Origin of the sequence: Microbacterium azadirachtae (assembly GCF_000956505.1) — a bacterium.
In the GTDB taxonomy this organism is placed as follows: domain Bacteria; phylum Actinomycetota; class Actinomycetes; order Actinomycetales; family Microbacteriaceae; genus Microbacterium; species Microbacterium azadirachtae_A.
The window spans coordinates 31,265-50,133 of sequence record NZ_JYIX01000030.1 but is presented as its reverse complement, the minus strand read 5'-3'; the positions used below and the strand labels follow the sequence as shown (position 1 = coordinate 50,133).

Sequence of the window (18,869 nt, the reverse complement as noted above, 5' to 3'; positions counted from 1 at the left end):
GGGTTCAGAACAGCCGCGGGATGCCGGACTCGATGCCCTTCATGTCCTCGTAGTCGAGTACTAGGCAGCGGATTCCCCTGTCCTCGGCGAGCACGCGCGCCTGGGGCTTGATCTCCTGGGCGGCGAACACGCCCTGCACGGGAGCGAGATGCGGATCCCGGCCGAGCAGCTCGAGATAGCGGGTGAGCTGCTCCACGCCGTCGATGTCGCCGCGACGCTTGATCTCGACGGCGATCGCGGCGCCGTCCGCGTCGCGCACCATGAGGTCCACCGGCCCGATCGCAGTCGGATACTCGCGGCGCACCAGGGTCGCGCCCTCGGAGATCCGATCCACTTGCTCGGCGAGCAGGCGCTGCAGATCCGCCTCGACGCCGTCCTTCTGCAGGCCGGGGTCGATCCCCAGCTCGTGGGCCGAGTCGTGCAGGATCTCGTAGATCTGCACGCGCAGCGCGTCACCGGTCTTCTGATGCGTGACCCGCCACACCTCGGTGACGCCCGCGGATGCCTCCTCCTCCCCCGGCTCCTCGGGTTCGAGGCGGCAGGGCGGGCTCATCCAGTTCAGCGGCTTGTAGCTGCCGCCGTCGGAGTGCACGAGCAGGCTGCCGTCCCCCTTGTGCACGAGCAGACGCGTGGCGAGGGGCAGGTGGGCGTTGAGCCGGCCGGAGTAGTCCACGGCGCAGCGGGCGATGACGAGACGCACCCGAAGAGCCTAGCCCGCCGGGCCGCGGCTCAGCTCCCGCCGGTTCCGAAGAGGGTGCCGATGCCGGAGAAGAGGCCGAGCTCGGCGGCGGCGCCCCGCGCGATGAGGAATCCGACGATCCCGACGATCCACGCCGTGTTCTCCGCGCCGGTACGGCTGAGCCAGGCGCCGAGGCGCCGCAGCGGCCCCTCGACGGCCCGGGCGGCGAGCACGCGCAGAAGGAGCAGCAGGAGCGCGGGCGCGATCATGAGCAGGCAATAGCCCGCGAGCGCGGCGACGCGGAGCGGGATGCCGATGCCGGCATCCGCGAGCATCGTCATCGCGACGATGTACGGCAGCATCGTCGCGACCTCGACCAGGCCCGCGGCGATCGCGAGGCCGACCACGACGAGCGGCGGAGTCGCCGGGTCGAGGAGCCGGTCGCGCCAGCGTGCGATCCGGCCCCGGACGGGCTCCGCCGCATCGGGAACGCCGGCAGCGAGCGGATCCGCGGCTTCCCGCACCATGTCCGGCGAGCCGCCGCCGACCAGCACGGCCTCCTTCTTCTTCGCACTGGGGACGAGGAAGGAGCCCACGAGGAGGGCCGCTCCGACCACGAAGCGCAGGATCCGCCCGGCTTCGGACGAGAAGAAGTCGGCGGCGACGTCGACGACGTTCACGAGACCCCAGAGGAACAGCAGCCCGACCAGAAGATAGAAGAGGGTGATCGTGCCCAGGTAGAGGAGGATCCGCTTCACCCTCACACGACCGGCAGGCAGCAGCAGGAAGACCGGGATGAGCAGGGTGCCCACGCTCAGCCCGTCGAGGAGTGCGAGGACGGCGAGGGTGAGCGCGAGCGGCGCTTCCGGTGAGAGGTCCATGCTCCCAGGCTCCCGTCCGCCGGACCATCGCGGATCGGGCGAAGGACGGAGTGCCGCCGGCGCCGTTCCTCCTTTCGGCCGATACGTCCGTGGAGCATCGCGTGGTTCGATAGGGCGATGGACAGCCTGCGCACGCTCGATCGCGTCGCCGTGCCGCGTCCTCCTTCGCTCCTCCCCCGGGTGCTCGACGTGATACCCAGGCCGATCGTCGACGCCGTGGGCACCGCGCTGCTCAGCGTGGCCGCGTCCGCCTTCGGCTTCGCCGGGCTCTGGGACCTGTTCCGGGTCACGCCCTCCCCGATCTCGCCGTGGTGGGCGCTCGCGTTCGCGCTGCCCGGCTGCGTCCTCATCGCGCTCCGGGACCGGATCCCTCCCCTCCTCGCGCTCCCGGTGGTGGCGGCGCTGTTCGCCGGCGACGCGGCGACCGTGGGAGGTCTCGGATCCCTCGTCGTGCTGCTGGATGTGCTCTGGCACGCCGTCCACCGCGCCACGGCTCGCGCGCGCCGCGGAGTCGCGGTGGCGCTCGTGATCGTGGCCGGCGGATTCCTCGTCTTCGCTCTGCTGCGCACCTCCGACGTCCGCGTCGCGATGCTCGTGACTCTGCAGATCGCCACCCTCCTCGGCACCGACTACTGGTGGGCGGTCGCCGTCGGCCGGGCGGAGGAGGTCGCCGCGCTCGAGCGGCGGAGGGCGACGGACGCGGCGCGGGAAGCCGTGCGCGATGAACGAGAGACCATGGCGAGGGAACTGCACGACCTCGTCGCAGGACACGTGTCGGCGATGGCGATCCGGTCGGAGGCGGCACTGTCCACTCCCCCGGACGAGACGCGGGATCGTGCGGCGCTGCGCGCCGTGCGCGATGCGAGCCTCGATGCCCACGCGGCGCTGCGCTCCATGATCGCGGTGCTGCGCGACGGCGGCGACGCCCCTGCACCGGCGCCGAGGCTTGCCGACATCCCGGAGCTCGCGCGCGCGGCGGAGCGGGCGGGCCTCACCGTGCGCATCGCCGACGAGCGGACGGATGAGCGGACGACCGGCGGGCGGGCCGGCACGCTCCCCGCGCTCGTCGACCAGACGGCGGCCCGTGTCGTGCGCGAGGCCCTGGCCAACGGGGCGCGTCACGCGGTCGGAGCCGAGGTGCGGGTTCGGCTCTCGAACGGGGCGGATCGGCTTCTGATCCGGATCGACTCCCACGGCGGACGGGGCGCGTCCGGCCCGGCGCTCGCCGGATCCGGCACGGGTCTCGCGGTGCTCGCCGAGTGCGTGCGCGCCCTGGGTGGCGAGTTCTCCGCCGGTCCGGAGGGCGACGGCTGGTCGGTGCGCGCCGAGCTGCCCCGAGGAGCGGCGCCGTGACCGGGCCGGTGCCGCGGGTGCTCCTCGCCGACGATCACGGGGCGATCCGCAGCGCGCTGCGGATCATGCTCGAGGCGCATGGGATCGACGTGGTCGGCGAGGCCTCTGATGGTGAGGTGGCGGTGCGGAACGCCAGAGCGCTGCGCCCCGACGTCGTGCTGATGGATCTCAGGATGCCCGGCCGTGACGGGATCTCGGCCACCAGGGAGATCGTGGACGAAGCTCTGGCCGACGTCCTTGTGCTCACGAGCTTCGACGAGGACGACCTCGTGGACGGGGCGATCCTCGCCGGCGCCGCAGGCTTCCTGCTGAAGACCGCCGACGCGGCGACGCTCGTCGAGGCGATCCGCGCGGTCGCCGCAGGGGGAGGCGTGCTCGATCCGAGGGTGACCCGTCGTGCGCTCGCCGCAGCGCGCGCCGGCGCCAGATCCGACCGGGAGCAGGTCGCCGCCCCCGGCGCGGCCCCGGTGGGCGGCGCGTTCACCGCTCGCGAGCAGGACGTGCTGGACGGGATCCTTCGCGGCTGGTCCAATGCGCAGCTCGCGGACCACCTGGGCATCTCGGTGACCACCGTGAAGACGCACGTGTCCAACGTGCTCGCGAAGCTCGGCGCACGCAGCCGCTCACACGCGGCCGCGATCGTCCGCCAGCGCTGATCGCCGCGGTGCGCCGTGCGCGCAGCGCTACTCAGCCGGCGCTGACCTTCTCCTCCTCCCGGAGCGGGTGGGCCGCCCCCGAGAACAAGCCGGAGAGCGCCGCCAGCACGACGAGGACGTAGAGCGTGTTGAGCAGGCCGATGTGGTCGCTGATGAAGCCGAGGACGGGCGGGCCGCCGAGGAAGGCGATGTAGCCGATCGTCGCGGCCGCGCTCACCCGGGCGGCGGCCTTGGCCGGATCGTCGGCGGCGGCGGACATGCCCAGGGGGAAGCCGAGCGAGGCCCCGATCCCCCACAGCGCCGCACCGGCGAACACCAGCGGCGTGCTCGGCGCGAGGATGAACAGCAGGATGCCGGCGGCGGCGGTGATCGCGAGCACGCGCAGCACGATGACGCGGCCGAAGCGGTCGACGAGCGGGCCGCCGAACAGCCGCACGACGGTCATCGCGACGGAGAACGTCGCCAGGGCTGCGGCACCAAGGGCGGGGCCGGCCTGGTGGTCCTCCGAGACGCCGAGCGCGAGCCAGTCGTTCGCGCCGCCCTCGGCGAACGACATGCCCAGCATCACGATGCCGAGGAAGTAGGTGCGCGGCTCGCGCCAGGCCTCGAGCGCGACGTGCATGCGCTCGCGCCAGTGCGGCTTCTCCGCGGGCTGCGGGTCGAGCGTCGCCTCGCGGTTCGGCACATTGATCCAGCAGGCGACCGCGAGCACCGCGATGATCACGGCGATGAGCAGGGTGTGCGCGGCGACGTTCAGCCCGAGGTGCACCAGGAGCGCGCCGATCCCCGCGCCGATCACCGTGCCGAAGCTGAAGAAGGCGTGGAACACCGGCAGGATCGTCTTTCCCATCTGCTGCTCGATCGCGGTCGCCTCGACGTTCATCATGACGTCGAGCGATCCGTTGCCGAGGCCGAACAGCACGAGCCCCGCGACCACCACGGGGACGGACCCGAGCACGTTGGTGCCGAGGCCCACGAGGCCCACGCCGACGGCGAAGCTCAGCATCGTGACGAGCATGCCGAGGCGCGCTCCGGTGCGCGCCATGACCGCCGGGCTCGTCGAGATGCCGATGATCGACGAGACCCCCATGCCCAGCAGCAGGAGGCCCATCTGGCCGTTCTCGATGTGCAGCGCGGCCTTGATATCCGGCACGCGCGAGGCCCAGGTGGCGATGGACAGACCGCTGGCGAGGAAGATCGCGAAGATCGCTGCGCGCCAGCGCACGAACTGGGAGCGGGTGAGGGCGGTGTCCATCCGCACAGTGTATCGAATCGATTCGATCCGTGTGTTCCCCACGATGTTATTGTCGAGACATGAGCTCGGATCCGGATCCTTCGGCCGTGCGGCGCCGTGCCACGATCGCAGATGTGGCGCGCGCGGCGGGGGTGAGCCCGTCCACGGCATCGGTCGTGTTCAGCGGGAAGGCGCCCGTCGCGGACGCCACCAGGGAGCGCGTGCTCGCCGTCGCGGCAGGGCTCGGCTACACCGGCCCCGATCCTCGTGCCGCCTCGCTGCGGCGGGGGCGCAGCGGCATCGTCGCCGTCGCGCTCGAGGAGCACCTGCGGACGGCCTTCCTGGACCCGATCAAGACCGCGACCATGGACGGCCTCACCGACGGCCTCGCCGAACTCGGCGCGGGGGTGCTCCTGCTGCGGGACGATCCCGAGGCAGGGTCGGACGCGCCGACCCTCGCCACGGCCCCCATCGACGCCGCGGTGCTGATCGGCTGCAGCGGACGCATGCGCGAAACACTGCAGGCCGTACGAAGCCGGGGCCTGCCCGTCGTGGTGATCGAGGGGGACGCCGGTGACGACGTGCCTCGGATGGAGCTCGACAACGGCGAGGCCGCGGCGCAGATCGCGCACCATGTGCGCGCGCTCGGTCACCGGGACATCGCTGTGGTGACGCTGCCCTTCGACGGCGCGAAGGTGCGCGGCGATGCGACGCCCGAGCGCATAGCGTCCATCACGACCCCCGTCACGAGCGCACGCCTGGAAGGCACCCTGTCCGTGTTCCCCGATGCGCGCGTCGTGTCCGCCGCCAGCAGCCTCATCGACGAGGGTCTCATCGCGGGGCGCATGCTGTTCGCGGATCCGCTGACTCGTCCCACGGCTGTCATCGCGCAGAGCGACCTCCTCGCCGCCGGTGTGATCCGCGCCGCGGAGGAGGCGGGCCTGCGCGTGCCGGAGGACGTCAGCGTGGCGGGCTTCGACGGCATCGCGGTGGATGGCCTGGGCGAGCACGTGCTCACGACCGCCGTGCAGCCCGCGGTCGAGAAGGGGCGCGCCGCGGGCGACGCCGTCGCACGGATGCTGGCGGGGGAGCAGGCCGCCTCGATCCGCTTCACGTGCACCTTCCGCGAGGGCACGACGACGGGGCCGGCCCCCGTCCGGCAGCCGCTTTCGTGACGTTCGCGGCGGAGGATGCCGGTCCCGGCACGTAAACTGGATCCGAACCCGCCCGCCTGTGTCGACTTGCACGCTCACGCGTTGAGCACGCAGAGACCGACGAGCCAGAGGAGACCGCCGTGCTGACACTCCTCGCTGTGTTCGCCCTCGCGTCTCTGCTGCTGCCGCTGCTGGTCTCCTGGATCGGAGCACGCGCGTTCGCCGTCGCGGCGCTCGTCCCGGCGGCTGCCTTCGTACACCTGGTGGTGCTCACGCCGCAGGTGCTGGCCGGATCCGGGGATCCCGCCCTCGTCCCGCGCGAGTCGATCGACTGGATCCCGCAACTCGGGCTGTCGCTCTCCTTCCGGCTCGACGAGCTGAGCTGGCTGCTCGCCCTCATCGTCACCGGCGTCGGCGCGCTCGTGCTGCTCTACTGCCGGTGGTACTTCCGCGGGTCGAAAGAGGGCATCGGGCAGTTCGCCGCCGTGCTGCTGGCCTTCGCCGGTGCGATGTACGGCCTGGTGACCACCGACGATCTCGTGCTGCTGGTCATGTTCTGGGAGCTGACCAGCATCCTCTCCTACCTGCTGATCGGGCACTATCACCGCCGCGGTGCAAGCCGTCGTGCGGCGCTGCAGGCGCTGCTGGTGACCACGCTCGGCGGACTGGCGATGTTCATCGGCGTGGTCTTCCTGGCCGTCGATGCCGGCACCTCGAGCATGTCGCGGATCCTGGAGCTCGCGCCGACGGGGCCGTTGGTCGACGCCGCGATCGTGCTGCTGCTGGTCGGTGCGCTCAGCAAGTCCGCGATCTTCCCGTTCCACTTCTGGCTGCCTGGCGCCATGGCGGCGCCGACGCCCGTGAGCGCCTACCTGCACGCCGCGGCCATGGTGAAGGCGGGCATCTACCTCATCGCGCGGTTCGCCCCCGTGTTCGCCCTCTCGGGGCCGTGGCGTCCGATCACGATCACGCTGGGCGTGTTCACGATGCTGCTTGGCGGCGTGCAGGCGCTGCGCGAGACCGACCTCAAGCGCATCCTCGCGTTCGGCACCGTGAGCCAGCTCGGCTTCTTCACCGTCGTGCTGGGCTACGGCACCCCGGATGCGATGCTCGCCGGGCTCGCCCTCGTGATCAGCCACGCCCTGTTCAAGTCGTCGCTGTTCCTCATCGTCGGCGTCATCGACCGCCAGCTCTCCACCCGTGACGTCAACGAGATCAGCGGCGTCGGGCGTCAGGCCCCGCTGCTCGCGATCTCCGGATTCCTCGCGGTCGGATCCATGATGGGGATCCCCCCGACGATCGGATTCGCGGCGAAGGAGTCCACGCTCGCGGCTCTCTTCGATGAGTCCCAGCGCGGATCCCCCTGGGGGATCGTCGCCCTCGCGGGCGTGATCCTCGGATCCATTCTCACCGCGGCATACGGAGCAAGGTTCCTCTGGGGCGCCTTCTGGCGGAAGAAGGATGCGGCGGGCGCATATATGCCCGACACGGAATGGCCCTCGCCGCCCTTCGGCTTCCTGGTGTCGCCGGTGATCCTCGCCTTCGCCACGCTCGTCCTCGGCCCGCTCGCCTCGGCCGTCACTGTGGTGCTCTACGGCTTCGCGGACGACGCGAAGGCCCCCGGCTACGACGGGTCGGCCCTGGATCCCGGGTACCTCGCGCTCTGGCACGGGCTCGCCCCCGCCCTGTTCCTGTCGCTCGGGGCGGTGCTGCTCGGCCTCGCCCTGTTCCCGCTCACGCGCCGCCTCGGCTGGGGCCGCCGTCCGCGCCTGCTGCCGTTCACCGCCCAGGATGCGTACTACCTCGCGATGCGCAGCGTCGACCGCCTTTCCGTGGTCACGACGTCGCTCACGCAGCGCGGATCTCTGCCGGTCTACGTGGGCACGATCTTCGTCGTCGTGATCGCCGCCGAAGCCACCGCGCTCATCGCCGGCGGACCCGCGAACGCGCAGTTGAGCGCCTGGCACACGCCGGTGCAGCTCGTGGTCGCGCCGATCATGATCTTCGCGGGACTGCTCGCGATCCGGGCGCAGAAGCGCTACACCGGCGTCGTGCTGGTCTCCGTCACGGGTCTCGGCATGGTCGTGCTGTTCGGCACGAGCGGCGCTCCTGACCTCGCGCTCACGCAGATCCTCGTCGAGACCGTGACCCTCGTCACCTTCGCCCTGGTGCTCCGGCGGCTGCCGGCGCGGATGGGGGAGCACAACGCCTCTGTCGGCCGGGTGCCGCGCGCGATCCTCGGCATCGCCGCGGGCGTGATGATGGCGTGCGTGGCGATCGTCGCCACGGGATCCCGCGTTGCGGATCCCATCTCCGCAGCCTTCCCGAAGCTGGCCTACGAGCTGGGGCACGGCAAGAACGTCGTGAACGTGGCGCTGGTCGACCTGCGCGGCTGGGACACGATGGGGGAGCTGTCCGTGCTCGTGCTCGCGGCCACGGGCGTCGCCTCGCTCGTGTTCGTCACGCATCGCGCCGACCGGCTCTCCGCCACGAGGGCGCTGCCGGAGGGGCCGCGCACAGCGCGCCGCCGGCCGCTCGTCGAGACGACCGAGGGCGTGCGCGTGCAGACGGCCGGCGACACGGCCCCGCGCGCCTGGCTCGTCGGCGGAGGCAACGTCAAGCCCGAGAATCGCTCGATCCTGCTCGAGGTGATCGTGCGGATCCTGTTCCACACGATCATCGTCGTGTCGATCTACCTGCTCTTCGCGGGCCACAACGCTCCGGGCGGCGGCTTCGCCGGCGGCCTCGTCGCGGGCATGGCCCTGGTCATGCGCTACATCGCGGGCGGGCGCTGGGAGCTCGGCGCCGCGGCACCCACGGATGCCGGGCGCCTGCTGGGGGCGGGGCTCATCCTCGCCGTCGGCGCAGCCGTGGTGCCGCTGTTCTTCGGGCTCGCACCCCTCTCCAGCGCCGTGTGGGAAGCCGAGATCCCCGTGGTCGGACACATCGAGTTCGTCAGTTCGACCTTCTTCGACATCGGCGTCTACCTCGTCGTGATCGGGCTCGTGCTCGACGTGCTGCGCAGCCTCGGCGCCGAGGTCGACCGGCAGACGCTCGAGATGCGCGCGCGGGGGGTGGACATCTGATGGACGTCTCCCTCGTGCTGATCATCGTCATGGCGGTGCTCTTCGGCTGCGGCGTGTACGCGATGCTCGAGCGCAGCCTGACCCGTGTGCTGATCGGCTTCCTGCTGCTCGGCAATGCCGTGAACCTGCTGCTGCTCATCGTGATGGGCCGGCCGGGACGCGCACCGTTCTACGGCACCGACGGCGACGTGAGCGATCCGCTGCCACAGGCGCTCACCCTCACCGCGATCGTGATCACGTTCGCCGTCTCCGCCTTCCTGCTCGCGCTCATCTACCGCTCCTGGCAGCTGGGCAAGGCGGACACGGTCGAGGACGACGAGACGGACATCGCCCTGCGCGAGCGCACGGAGATCGAGGAAGACCTCATGGACGACGAGGTCGATCTCGAGGACGAGGACGCCACGACGGACTTCGTGGGCGTCGCGACCTCCCCGATCCGCGTGCTGCATGCGAAGGATCTGGACGGCCTCGTCGATGACGCCCCCGTCGACCGGCCGGATCCACGGCCCGCTTCGGCGGACGGCGTTTCGTCCCGGTCGCCTTCGGCGTCCTCGCTCGACGACCCCGGGGGAGCGCGCCCGACCGAGACAGACGACGACCGCAACCCGGGGGAGGAGCCGCGATGAACGCCCTCGTCCCCCTGCTCGTCGCCCTCCCCTTGCTGGGCGCGGCGATCACGCTCGTGTTCGGCCGCAACACGCGCGTGCAGGTCATCGTCACGGTCGCCACGCTCGCCGCGGTCTCGGTGATCGCCGCGACCCTCCTCGTGGTGGTGGACCAGACCAAGCCGATCGCCGTCATGGTGGGCGGCTGGCCCGCCCCGTTCGGCATCGTGCTCTACGTCGACCGGCTCGCCGCCCTGCTCGTGCTCGTGTCGAGCATCGTGCTGGTCGCGGTCCTGCTCTTCTCGGTGGGCCAGGGCGCGGCGGACGGGGCCGAGGAGACCCCGATCTCGATCTTCAACCCGTCCTACCTGATCCTGGCCGCGGGCATCTTCAACGCGTTCATCGCGGGCGACCTGTTCAACCTCTACGTCGGTTTCGAGATCCTGCTGGTCGCGTCCTACGTGCTCATCACGCTGGGGAGCACCGAGTCGCGCATCCGCACCGGCGCGGTCTACATCGTCGTCTCGCTCGTGTCCTCTGTGCTGTTCCTCGTCGCGATCGCGCTCATCTACGCCGCTCTCGGCACCGTGAACATGGCCCAGATCGCGGAGCGCATCGGCGAGATCCCGCCCAGTACGCAGCTCGTGCTGCACCTCATGCTCGTGGTCGCGTTCGGCATCAAGGCGGCCGTGTTCCCGATGTCGTTCTGGCTGCCGGACTCGTATCCGACGGCGCCCGCACCGGTCACGGCGGTTTTCGCCGGCCTGCTGACGAAGGTCGGCGTGTACGCGCTGATCCGCACCGAGACCCAGCTGTTCAACGTGTCGAGCATCAACACGGTGCTCATGATCGTGGCGCTCGCGACGATGGTGATCGGCATACTCGGCGCGGTCGCGCAGGCGGAGCTGAAGAGGATCCTGTCGTTCACGCTGGTGAGCCATGTCGGCTACATGGTGTTCGGCCTGGCGATCGCGACGCCTGCCGCAATCGGCGCCACGGTGTACTACATCGTGCACCACATCATCGTGCAGACCACGCTGTTCCTCGCGGTGGGGCTCGTCGAGCGCCGGGCCGGCAGCACGTCGATCCTCAAGGTGCGCGGGCTCATGAAGGCCGCGCCGCTCATCGCGGTGCTGTACTTCGTGCCCGCGATCAACCTCGGCGGACTGCCGCCGTTCTCGGGCTTCATCGGCAAGTTCGCGCTGTTCCAGGCGGCGGCGCAGGTGGCGACGCCCCTGATCTGGGTGCTCATCGTCGGAGGCGTGCTCACCTCCCTGCTCACGCTCTACGCCCTCATGCGCGCGTGGAACCTCGCGTTCTGGCGCGACAAGGACGAGACGCCGGAGGAGCAGGAGAACGAGCGCATCGCCCATCTCGGCAGCGCGCCGGCGGCCGATGACGAGCAGCAGGAGCGGCGCCGGATCCCGACCATCATGACCTTCGCGACCGGCGGCATGGTCGCCGTCACCCTTGCGCTGACCGTGTTCGCGGGCCCGATCTACGGGCTCTGCGAGCGGATCGGCGCGAACCTGCTGCAGCCTGTGCACCTCGACATGCTCGACGGGGATGAGGCCTCATCATGAGCACCGAGGCGAGGCGCGGACTCTGGCGCGAGATCGGCCTGCAGCTGCCGTTCCTGCTCTGGCTCGTGGTGCTGTGGATGCTGCTCTGGGGCCAGTTCACGGTGCTCTCTGCCGTGACCGGCATCGCGGTGGCGCTGTTCGTGACGCGCGTGTTCCGGCTGCCCACGATCGAGCTCTCCGGGCGGATCAACCTGTGGTGGGCGGCGCTGCTGGTGGTGCAGTTCCTGGCGGCCGTCGTGCACGGCTCGCTCAGCGTCGCCGTGCAGGTGCTGAACCCCCGGCGCGCACCGGGAGCCGCGATCATCGCCGTGCCGCTGCGCTACGCCGACGATCTCGTCATGACGCACGTCGCGGTGACGTCGTCGCTCATCCCCGGGTCCCTCGTGGTCGAGGCAGAGCGCGATACCCGCACCCTGTACCTGCACGTGATCGGCGTGCGGTCTCTCGAGGACGTGGAGCGGCAGCGCGCCGGGGTGCTCCGCTGGGAGCGCCGCATCGTGCGCGCACTCGGCTCGCCCGCGCAGGCGGCGCGGCTGCGTGCCGACGAACGCGCCGAGGAGGACCGCCTCGGGGGTACGGTGGCCGGGAGCTCGCCGAAGCCGCACCGGCCGAAGGGATCCGGCCCGGCACAGGGATCCGAGGAGGGTCGCCGATGAACCCGCTGCTGCTCGTCATCATGATCGTGTTCGCGGTCGCCGCCGTACTGGCCGTGATCCGCATCGTCATCGGGCCATCGATCCTGGACCGGGCGGTGGCCGCCGACGTGCTCCTCACCGAGGTCATGTGCGTGCTCGGCGCCGACATGGCGATCAACCACCACACCCGCACGCTGCCGGTGCTGATCGTCGTCGCCGCGGTCGGCGTGTTCGGATCCATCTCGGTCGCCCGCTACGTCGCGCGGAGGGACAACACGCCATCATGAACGCCGTCACCAGGAACCGGGCCTTCGCCCGCCGCACCCCAAGGGTCGGGGGAGCGCGATGAACGTCTTCGAGCTGAGGATCCCCGATGTCGTCGTCGACACCGCGGTCTGGGTGCTCGTGCTGATCGGCGCGCTGCTGTGCCTCATCGCCGCGATCGGCCTGCTGCGCCTGCGCGATGTGCCGAACCGGCTGCATGCCGCCACCAAGCCGCAGGTCCTCGGGCTGCTGCTGATCTGCCTGGCGATCGCGCTCTCGCAGCGGTCCGTGATCGGCGTCGCGCTGGGGCTGCTGCTCGTGGCTCCCATCGTGCTCATGCAGTTCGCGACCGCCCCGCTGTCCGCGCACATGGTCGGCCGCCAGGCCTACCGCAACGGCACGATCGACGAGCGCTCCCTCGTGGTCGACGAGCTCGCCGACTCGAAGCGCACCCCGCCCGGCGCGGGCTGATCCGGCGTTCGGGACGGCCGGATCCCCGCCGCCGAGCTCAGGGGTCGACGATCTCGAACACGCCTCCGCCGCCGCGCGGCCAGTCCGGGCCCCGGCTGGGGTCGAGGACGTCGACGTTGGCCGCGAAGGCCGGCCCGGAGTACCAGTCGGCATCGATGACCGAGAAGCCGAACGGGTACCACCCGTCGGCGAGCATCCTGATCCGCCGGACCGCGTGACCGGTGTCGTCCAGCGTGACGGTCGCGTCGGTCGTGGGGGTCGACACCCAGACCGTGCCGTTCGCCGGTCCGGTGATCGAGATCACGAGCCCGGTGGTGCGCGCCTCGTCGAGGGGCATCGGCCCGGCGAGCTGCTCGAACCCCTGCACCGTCGGTGTCTGCAGCGTGAGGGTCCCCGTGGTCGCGAGGGACTGTTCCGTGGGCGTGAACGCCCAGACGGAGTAGTCGTAGGTCCCGGGATCGAATGCCAGCGGGCGGGTGTCGAAGGTCCAGGATCCATCGGGGGCGACGTCGACCGCGTATCGCTGGGCGGCGAAGTCGATCGCGACGGCGTTGCCCGGGGCGGTCCGTCCGGTGATCATCGGGGCGACGTAGGCCGCGATATCCGTCGGGGTGGTGACGCCGGGGTCGAGGCCCGGCGTCCCTCCGGTACCGGATCCGGGATCTCCGGGCCCGGGGACGCCGGGATCCGCGGGCTGCGGTTTCGGCGGGATGTACTGGGCGACCGGGTCGGTGAGAACCTCGATCGGGGTGATCGTCGGGTCTGTGATCCACCGGCCGAGCTCGACCGATCCGATCGGGATGGGCGCCGTGTCGACGGCCTCATCGAGGCCCGTCTTCGGGAGTCCGAGCAGGGGGAGCGTCAGGTCGGGGAGGGGTCCAGCGATGGCTGCGGGTGCCGAAGTCGGCGCGGGGACGGGGAGGGCCGGCGCCACGATCATCAGCGGGGCGAGAGCGAGGGATCCCGCGACGATCAGTCCGCCGCCGACGAAGAACCAGCCCGAGGCGCCGATGCCGGCGGAGACGACCGCGGCTGCGGCCGCCGTCCCCGAGGTCATCGACGCGGCAGCCGGAACCGAGAGCCCCGCGGAGCCGAGCAGGACGGCCAGCGTCGTGCCCTGGAGCCGCGCGGCGCCCCCGCGCAGGCTGCCCAGCAGCTCGCGGCAGTCTGCGCAGTCCGAGGTGTGCGCGCCGACCTCTGCGGCGAGCATGACGTTGCGGGGCTCCGTGAGGTACTGGGGCAGTAGGCGCGCGACATGGGAGGTCTCTTCGCGCAGCGCGACGGGGATCTGCCGGCTCAGCCACTGGAACTTCAGTCCCGAGCGCGCGCGGCGCTGCAGAGCCGAGACCGCGTTGGGCCTGATCCGCAGCTCGCGGGCGATGTCCGATCTGCTCGCGTCCGCGACCTCGGCCAGCCAGAGCACGCGCTGCCAGCGCTCCGGCAGCTCCTGGAAGGCGGCGAGGACGTCGGTGGACTCCGACTCCTGCTCCGCGTAGCTCAGGGCGTCCCGGTGCTCGACGTCGTCGACGTCGTCCGAGTCGATGAGGCGCTGGGCATCCTTGTGCCAGCGGATCGCGGTGTTGCGGATCACGGCCTTCAGGTAGGAGCGGAACGCGAAGGTCGGGCCGTTCGGCGTCGTGGTCACCTGCTGGTAGATGGCGAGGAAGGACTCGGACACGAGATCTTCGGCGCGTGACGGCGCCAGTCGTCCTGCGAGGCGGATCCCCGCTCCATAGTGCCGACGCCAGAGCAGGTCGTAGGCGCCGCGATCGCCGGCGCGCACGTCGCGGAGAAGCTCCGCATCGCTTCGGACCTCGGTCATGACACCTCCCCGGACGGCCTCCCCGCCGAGGCGCACCACACCGCCGCTCCGGACATGGAGGGCGGCACCAGCGCACCCGTGGCGGGGTCGGGTCAACCCCGGAATGACGCTGCGTCAACAGCATCTTGGCACCTCGGCCTCGTCATTCTCGAGTTGTTCTCGTCGAATTCTTGTCATCGGATCCGGCGAGGGTGCGGAAGCGGATCCGGGCCGGATGACGTGAAGCGTCGCCGGGGAGCGACGCTTCACCTGCTGTTTCCCGGCCCGCGGTACCCTGAGCGCGCACGCGCCCCGGCGTGACAGCAGCTCGAACGGAACCCATGCAAGACATCCTCGACCGCGCCGCGCTCGCCGCGACGCCGCGCACGCTGATCGACATCCTCGTCGACACTGCGCGCCGGCACCCCGACGCCTCTGCGATCGAGGACGCGGCGGGCGCACTCAGCTACGGGGAGCTGCTGGCCCAGGTCTGGCGTACGGCCGCCCGGCTGCGCGAGCACGGGGTCATGCGCGGTGACAGGGTCGGCATCAGGATGCCCTCGGGCGGGCGCGAGCTCTACCTCGCGATCCTCGGCACGCTCGCGGCGGGGGCGGCATACGTCCCGGTCGACGCGGACGACCCGCAGGAGCGGGCCGACCTGGTCTTCGGCGAGGCGAAGGTGCGCGGCGTGATCGGCGCCGGAGGGGTGTTTCGGGGCGCAGATTCCCCGTTTGGGGCGCATCCCGACACCGAATCCGGGCAGGGCGCGCCCCAAAAGGACGGAACGCGCCCCGAAACGGCCCGGGTGGCCCCGGCAACTGGGGCAACTGGGGCAACAGGGGCAACAGGGGCAACAGGGGTGCCCGGGACCGCCGCGGGGGAGCGGGCCGGATCCGGGCTGTTCGACGGGGAGGATCCGCATCCGAGCTCGGTCTCGATCACGACCGTGCCGCATCCGATGCCGCTGGACGACGCCTGGATCATCTTCACCTCCGGCTCGACCGGGGTGCCCAAGGGCGTCGCCGTGACACACCGCTCCGCGGCGGCGTTCGTCGACGCCGAGGCGAATCTCTTCCTGCAGGATGCGCCGCTCGGGCCCGGCGACCGGGTGCTGGCGGGGCTCTCCGTCGCCTTCGACGCATCGTGCGAGGAGATGTGGCTGGCCTGGCGCTACGGCGCCTGCCTCGTGCCGGCGCCGCGCGCGCTCGTGCGCTCGGGGGAGGACCTCGGGCCCTGGCTGCTCGGGCACGGCATCACCGCGGTGTCGACCGTGCCGACGCTCGCCGCGCTCTGGCCGCAGGACGCGATCGAGAACCTGCGGCTGCTCATCTTCGGCGGCGAGGCGCTGCCGCCCGAGCTCGCCGCGCGGCTGGTGGGCGAGGACCGCGAGGTCTGGAACACCTACGGCCCCACCGAGGCCACGGTCGTCGCCTGCGCGGCCGAGATGAACGGCGAGGCGCTGCGCGCGGGGGAGCCGGTTCGGATCGGCCTGCCGCTGGACGGCTGGGACCTCGCGGTCGTGGACGGCGAGGGGAATCGTGTCGCCGAGGGCGAGGTCGGCGAGCTCGTGATCGGGGGCGTCGGGCTCGCGCGGTACCTCGACCCCGCCAAGGACGCGGAGAAGTACGCGCCGATGGCATCCCTGGGCTGGGACCGCGCCTACCGCTCCGGCGATCTCGTGCGCTACGAGGAGGCGGGCCTCGTGTTCCAGGGGCGCGCCGACGACCAGGTCAAGATCGGCGGCCGGCGCATCGAGCTCGGCGAGGTCGAGGCCGCGCTGCAGAACCTCACCGCGGTCACCGCGGCGACGGTCGTCGTGCAGCGCAGCGAGGGCGGGATCCCGTTGCTCGTCGGCTATGTGGTGCCGACCGAGGGCTTCGACCGGCAGACCGCGCGGGCGGAGCTCGCCGAGACCCTCCCCGCCCCGCTCATCCCGCTCCTCGCGATCATGGATGACCTGCCCGTGCGCACCTCGGGCAAGGTCGACAAGGCGGCGCTGCCCTGGCCGCTGACGGATCCGGACGCCGACGACTCCACGCTGACCGGCACCGCGGCCTGGCTCGCGGAGCAGTGGTTCGCCGTGCTCGGCACGCGACCGCTCGACGAGGACGCCGACTTCTTCCAGCTCGGCGGCGGATCCCTCGCGGCCGCGCAGCTGGTGAGCCGGATCCGGTCCCGAGCCCCCGAGTTCACGATGGCCGATGTGTACGACCTGCCGCGCCTGCGACGGATGGCCGACGCCGTCGAGGCCGAGGCGGGAGACGAGGAGCCGGAGCCCGGAGACTTCCACGAGTCCCGGCCCACGCCGCGGCGCATGCAGTGGATCCAGACGATCCTGGGGGTGCCGCTGTTCGTCCTCGGCGGTGTCAGGTGGGTGCTGTGGCTGCTCACCGGCAGCGCGATCCTGCACCTCGTGCCGGGCTTCGACTGGCTGCCCACCGCGCCGCTGTGGCTGCTGATCGTGGGGCTCGTGGTCTTCGCGACGCCGTTCGGACGGATGGCCATCGCCGCGGTCGCCGCGCGCATCCTGCTCGCCGGGGTCCGCGCCGGCGACTATCCCCGCGGCGGCGGAGTGCACCTGCGGCTCTGGCTCGCCGAGCAGGTCAGCCACCAGATCGATCCCGTCGGCTTCGCGGGCGCGCCCTGGGTGAGCTACTACGCCAGGGCGCTCGGGGCGAAGATCGGCCCCGACGTCGACCTGCACACGCTGCCGCCGGTGACCGGCATGCTCGACATCGGGGCCGGCGCCGCGATCGAGCCGGAGGTCGACCTCTCCGGATACTGGATCGACGGCGACACCGTGCGCGTCGGCGGAATACGCATCGGCGCGGGCGCGGTGGTCGGGGCGCGCAGCACGCTCGCGCCCGGCACGCGCATCGGCCGTGCCGCCGAGGTGGCTCCCGGATCCGCCGTGTTCGGCCGCGTGCGCGCCGGGCAGCGCTGGGCAGGATCCCCGGCGGTGCGCGTCGGCGGCAAATCCGCCCCGCTCGCGCCGGAGCGTCCGCCGGCCCCCCGGCGCTGGCTGTGGGCATATGCCGCATCGAGCATGGGTCTCGGTCTCCTGCCCGTCCTCGCCTTCGCGCTCGGCGCGCTCGTGCTCGTGCAGGGTGCGCGCGGGGCCACATCGCTCGCCGCCGCGATCCCGGGACTGGCGATCTGGCTCGTGCCGTCCGTGCTCGTCACAGGGCTCGTGTTCGCCGTGCTCGTCGTGGCGGCGACGCGGCTGCTGTCGATCGGACTGCGCGAGGGGATCCACCCCGTCCGCGGCCGGATCGCGTGGCAGGCCTGGACCACGGAGCGCCTGCTCGACTCCGCCCGCACGCTGCTCTTCCCGCTCTACGCGAGCCTGTTCACCCCCACCTGGCTGCGCCTTCTCGGGGCGAAGGTCGGCAAGGAGGTGGAGATCTCCACGGTGCTGCTGATCCCCTCGATGACGACGATCGACGACGGCGCCTTCCTCGCCGATGACACGATGGTCGCGTCCTACGAGCTCGGCGGAGGATGGATGCGCCTGGCCGCGGCACGCATCGGCAAGCGCGCGTTCCTCGGCAACTCCGGCATGGCGGGCGCCGGGCACAAGGTGCCCAAGGACGGCCTCGTCGCCGTGCTCTCGGTGGCGCCGGACAAGGCGAAGGCAGGATCCTCCTGGCTCGGATCCCCTCCGGTGCGTCTGCGCCGGGTGGTGAACGAGTCGGACCTCGAGCGCACCTACCGCCCCCGCACGGCGTTGCGGATCGCCCGCGGCCTGTGGGAGCTGTGCCGCATCGTGCCGGTCATCCTCTCCTGCGCACTCGGGCTGGCCGTCCTGCTGACGCTCGCCGCGCTGGCCACGGGCATCGGGCTGGCGTGGACCGTGGTGCTCTCCGGCTTCGTCCTGCTGGCCGCCGGAGCAGTCGCGGCCGCGTTCGCGACCGCCGCGAAGTGGGCGTTCGTCGGGCCGATCCGTCCGGGGGAGCACCCGCTCTGGTCGAGCTTCGTGTGGCGCACCGAGGTCGCCGACACGTTCACCGAGATGATGGCGGCCCCGTGGTTCGCGAACGCCGCGGCGGGCACGCCTGCGCTCGCCGTGTGGCTGCGTTCGCTCGGCGCGACGATCGGCAAGGGCGTCTGGACCGACAGCTACTGGCTGCCGGAGCCGGATCTGGTCACGCTCGGCGACGGCGCGACGGTCAACCGCGGCTGCGTGCTGCAGACGCACCTCTTCCACGACCGCGTGATGAGCATCGACACGGTCACGCTCGAGGCCGGAGCGACCCTCGGCCCGCACAGCGTGATCCTGCCCGCCGCCACGATCGGATCCGATGCGACGGTCGGACCTGCCTCGCTCGTCATGCGGGGCGAGGGCGTGCCGGTCGGCAGCCGCTGGAGCGGAAACCCGATCGGCCCCTGGCGCGTGGTGAAGGTGCGCAGCTACCAGGCGGCGGAGTGAGCGCGAAGGCCCGCAGCGAGTGCGGCGCATCGAGTGC

The 18,869-nt window shown here is 71.6% G+C and carries 14 protein-coding genes; 10 read left to right on the top strand and 4 right to left on the bottom strand.

Annotation, left to right across the window (positions count from 1 at the left end; translation table 11 throughout):
• Window positions 1–4: 4 nt before the first annotated feature.
• Window positions 5–700, bottom strand: a complete 696-nt coding sequence (nucS, locus tag RS86_RS05870; RefSeq protein ID WP_045271287.1) for an endonuclease NucS — start codon at window positions 698–700, stop codon at window positions 5–7.
• Window positions 701–729: 29 nt separating this feature from the next.
• A complete protein-coding gene (locus RS86_RS05865) occupies window positions 730–1,560 on the bottom strand; it encodes a GAP family protein (RefSeq protein ID WP_045271286.1) in 831 nt (276 codons plus the stop codon).
• A 117-nt stretch (window positions 1,561–1,677) separates the two neighbouring features.
• On the opposite strand from RS86_RS05865, the gene RS86_RS05860 reads away from it, so the two are divergent.
• Both RS86_RS05860 and RS86_RS05855 read left to right on the top strand, forming a co-directional pair.
• Complete coding sequence (locus RS86_RS05860; RefSeq protein ID WP_045271285.1) at window positions 1,678–2,913, top strand: sensor histidine kinase; 1,236 nt, start codon at window positions 1,678–1,680, stop codon at window positions 2,911–2,913.
• Window positions 2,910–3,569 (top strand): response regulator transcription factor, encoded by a 660-nt coding sequence (locus RS86_RS05855; protein ID WP_235281647.1) that lies wholly within the window; start codon window positions 2,910–2,912, stop codon window positions 3,567–3,569. Before RS86_RS05860 ends, RS86_RS05855 begins: the two co-directional genes overlap by 4 nt.
• A 31-nt stretch (window positions 3,570–3,600) precedes the next feature.
• Here RS86_RS05855 and RS86_RS05850 read toward each other — a convergent pair whose 3' ends face one another.
• Window positions 3,601–4,824 carry an MFS transporter gene (locus tag RS86_RS05850; protein ID WP_045271284.1) on the bottom strand — a complete coding sequence of 408 codons (1,224 nt, stop codon included), beginning with the start codon at window positions 4,822–4,824 and terminating at the stop codon, window positions 3,601–3,603.
• Between the two features lie 59 nt (window positions 4,825–4,883).
• On the opposite strand from RS86_RS05850, the gene RS86_RS05845 reads away from it, so the two are divergent.
• The 7 genes from RS86_RS05845 to mnhG all read left to right on the top strand — a co-directional run bounded on the left by RS86_RS05845 (window position 4,884) and on the right by mnhG (window position 12,601).
• A complete protein-coding gene (locus RS86_RS05845) occupies window positions 4,884–5,978 on the top strand; it encodes a LacI family DNA-binding transcriptional regulator (protein WP_045271283.1) in 1,095 nt (364 codons plus the stop codon).
• 119 nt (window positions 5,979–6,097) lie between these two features.
• The gene (locus RS86_RS05840; protein WP_045271282.1) at window positions 6,098–9,043 is read left to right on the top strand and encodes a Na+/H+ antiporter subunit A; all 2,946 of its coding nucleotides are present in this window, start codon (window positions 6,098–6,100) and stop codon (window positions 9,041–9,043) included.
• Entirely contained in the window at window positions 9,043–9,669 is a 627-nt protein-coding gene (locus RS86_RS05835; RefSeq protein WP_082076603.1) for a Na(+)/H(+) antiporter subunit C, read from the top strand. The genes RS86_RS05840 and RS86_RS05835 overlap by 1 nt, the downstream gene beginning before the upstream one ends.
• The gene (locus RS86_RS05830; protein ID WP_045271281.1) at window positions 9,666–11,231 is read left to right on the top strand and encodes a Na+/H+ antiporter subunit D; all 1,566 of its coding nucleotides are present in this window, start codon (window positions 9,666–9,668) and stop codon (window positions 11,229–11,231) included. The genes RS86_RS05835 and RS86_RS05830 overlap by 4 nt, the downstream gene beginning before the upstream one ends.
• The gene (locus RS86_RS05825; protein ID WP_082076602.1) at window positions 11,228–11,887 is read left to right on the top strand and encodes a Na+/H+ antiporter subunit E; all 660 of its coding nucleotides are present in this window, start codon (window positions 11,228–11,230) and stop codon (window positions 11,885–11,887) included. Before RS86_RS05830 ends, RS86_RS05825 begins: the two co-directional genes overlap by 4 nt.
• Window positions 11,884–12,153: a monovalent cation/H+ antiporter complex subunit F gene (locus RS86_RS05820; RefSeq protein WP_045271280.1), complete on the top strand. Its 270-nt coding sequence runs from the start codon at window positions 11,884–11,886 to the stop codon at window positions 12,151–12,153. The genes RS86_RS05825 and RS86_RS05820 overlap by 4 nt, the downstream gene beginning before the upstream one ends.
• A gap of 58 nt (window positions 12,154–12,211) precedes the next feature.
• Window positions 12,212–12,601, top strand: a complete 390-nt coding sequence (gene mnhG / locus RS86_RS05815) for a monovalent cation/H(+) antiporter subunit G (protein ID WP_045271279.1) — start codon at window positions 12,212–12,214, stop codon at window positions 12,599–12,601.
• A gap of 37 nt (window positions 12,602–12,638) precedes the next feature.
• Here mnhG and RS86_RS05810 read toward each other — a convergent pair whose 3' ends face one another.
• Entirely contained in the window at window positions 12,639–14,423 is a 1,785-nt protein-coding gene (locus tag RS86_RS05810) for a sigma-70 family RNA polymerase sigma factor (protein ID WP_152642096.1), read from the bottom strand.
• A 320-nt stretch (window positions 14,424–14,743) separates the two neighbouring features.
• On the opposite strand from RS86_RS05810, the gene RS86_RS05805 reads away from it, so the two are divergent.
• The gene (locus RS86_RS05805) at window positions 14,744–18,832 is read left to right on the top strand and encodes a Pls/PosA family non-ribosomal peptide synthetase (RefSeq protein WP_045271277.1); all 4,089 of its coding nucleotides are present in this window, start codon (window positions 14,744–14,746) and stop codon (window positions 18,830–18,832) included.
• Window positions 18,833–18,869: the final 37 nt, after the last annotated feature.

What these genes read in the sequence shown, in the direction of transcription:
- RS86_RS05865 (WP_045271286.1), bottom strand. Translation starts at nt 1,560, where the DNA reads ATGGACCTCTCACCGGAAGCGCCGCTCGCGCTCACCCTCGCCGTCCTC.
- RS86_RS05860 (WP_045271285.1), top strand. Translation starts at nt 1,678, where the DNA reads ATGGACAGCCTGCGCACGCTCGATCGCGTCGCCGTGCCGCGTCCTCCT.
- RS86_RS05850 (WP_045271284.1), bottom strand. Translation starts at nt 4,824, where the DNA reads ATGGACACCGCCCTCACCCGCTCCCAGTTCGTGCGCTGGCGCGCAGCG.
- RS86_RS05845 (WP_045271283.1), top strand. Translation starts at nt 4,884, where the DNA reads ATGAGCTCGGATCCGGATCCTTCGGCCGTGCGGCGCCGTGCCACGATC.
- RS86_RS05835 (WP_082076603.1), top strand. Translation starts at nt 9,043, where the DNA reads ATGGACGTCTCCCTCGTGCTGATCATCGTCATGGCGGTGCTCTTCGGC.
- RS86_RS05830 (WP_045271281.1), top strand. Translation starts at nt 9,666, where the DNA reads ATGAACGCCCTCGTCCCCCTGCTCGTCGCCCTCCCCTTGCTGGGCGCG.
- RS86_RS05825 (WP_082076602.1), top strand. Translation starts at nt 11,228, where the DNA reads ATGAGCACCGAGGCGAGGCGCGGACTCTGGCGCGAGATCGGCCTGCAG.
- RS86_RS05820 (WP_045271280.1), top strand. Translation starts at nt 11,884, where the DNA reads ATGAACCCGCTGCTGCTCGTCATCATGATCGTGTTCGCGGTCGCCGCC.
- mnhG (WP_045271279.1), top strand. Translation starts at nt 12,212, where the DNA reads ATGAACGTCTTCGAGCTGAGGATCCCCGATGTCGTCGTCGACACCGCG.
- RS86_RS05810 (WP_152642096.1), bottom strand. Translation starts at nt 14,423, where the DNA reads ATGACCGAGGTCCGAAGCGATGCGGAGCTTCTCCGCGACGTGCGCGCC.
- RS86_RS05805 (WP_045271277.1), top strand. Translation starts at nt 14,744, where the DNA reads ATGCAAGACATCCTCGACCGCGCCGCGCTCGCCGCGACGCCGCGCACG.